The following is a 1,132-nucleotide window of genomic DNA, read 5'->3' as shown; positions in this document are numbered from 1 at the left end:
AGCTTAGGGTGCAGCGACCCGGTGTAAACCGAACGCAGCGTTCCATCGGGCTTGGGGAGCAGGGAGAGCAAATCTGTCTCGCGAGGCCAGAGAGATTCGTACATGCTGTAGACCTTCGATATCCTCTCGTCGGTCATCTCTTTACGAACGGTATTCCAGTCCTTACCTGCCATCTCAAACAGGCTGGCTACGCCGGTCAGCAGCATCAAATTTCGCTCTCTGATGCTCTTCTCCGACCAAATGGGCCGTAGGTGCGCTGGCTTAGATTTGCAGCAATCCCCGAAGGAGAAACCGGAGCCGCAGCCGCAAATGTCACGCGGTTTTAGAGGTTGAGCCCGGGCGGGCTTTATCAACCAGGGACGCGGTTTTTCCGACCTTCCAAACTGGTCCTGGTAGTCGACCCGACCATCATCGTAGCCAACGTACATTTCGCCACCGAAGTGGAAGAGCCCATTTTGAGGTGGCAGAAGGGCCGTGCGCAAATCACGCCATGACTTCGTGACTGTCTTCTCCGGGTAGAGCCATTCTTCGCGACCGGCCGCGACGTGCTTCTCGGCACGGGCCTTCATGATGAAGTTGACTTCAACCACCTGCTCTTGGGTTAGGTGCCGGGTTCGGATGAAATTGATTGTTGACACCATCGCCGGGTGGAAGCGCCGGGCGAACGTCCTCTTAACCAACGGATCGACGCCCGGCTCTTGCGCGTATTCTAGGTTGGTCAGGATCAGGCAATGGTCGGCGCCGAGCGGGTAGACGGTCTGCGATCCCTTCAATGCGATGGAGGGATCATCAGGATATCGATTTCTGGAATCCGTCGGTGGTACGCCATGGTTGTAGATCGTGACCGGATGATCGGTGACGATGAATTTGGTGGGCGATTGCTCAGCCGATACGATCTCCCGAACCCCCGTCGTCCACGTTGTGATGTTCAGCATTTGGATGCTTTGCATCTCCTGCATTAACTCATTCTGCGATAGCTCGGGATATTGCTTGCGTAACCAGGCTAATCCCTTCGGCGTTCGCAACTTCTGGATATCGAGGTACTCGAAGAAGTTCTCGAAATTAGAATGCCACGCTGCCTGATCGGTGCCAGTGAAAGCTCGAACCGCCTCTGCCCCTCGGGCATCGATAT

At 55.7% G+C, this 1,132-nt stretch carries 1 protein-coding gene; it reads right to left on the bottom strand.

Going from position 1 to position 1,132, the window contains the following annotated elements:
- The coding region (locus tag EOB49_RS36740; RefSeq protein WP_164781934.1) for a DUF4238 domain-containing protein at window positions 1-1,132 on the bottom strand (1,132 nt) is incomplete at both ends.

Source organism: Mesorhizobium sp. M7A.F.Ca.MR.148.00.0.0 (assembly GCF_003997735.1).
Taxonomy (GTDB): domain Bacteria; phylum Pseudomonadota; class Alphaproteobacteria; order Rhizobiales; family Rhizobiaceae; genus Mesorhizobium.
The sequence above is the reverse complement of the archived record's forward strand: the minus strand, read 5'-3'. Positions and strand labels throughout refer to the sequence as shown.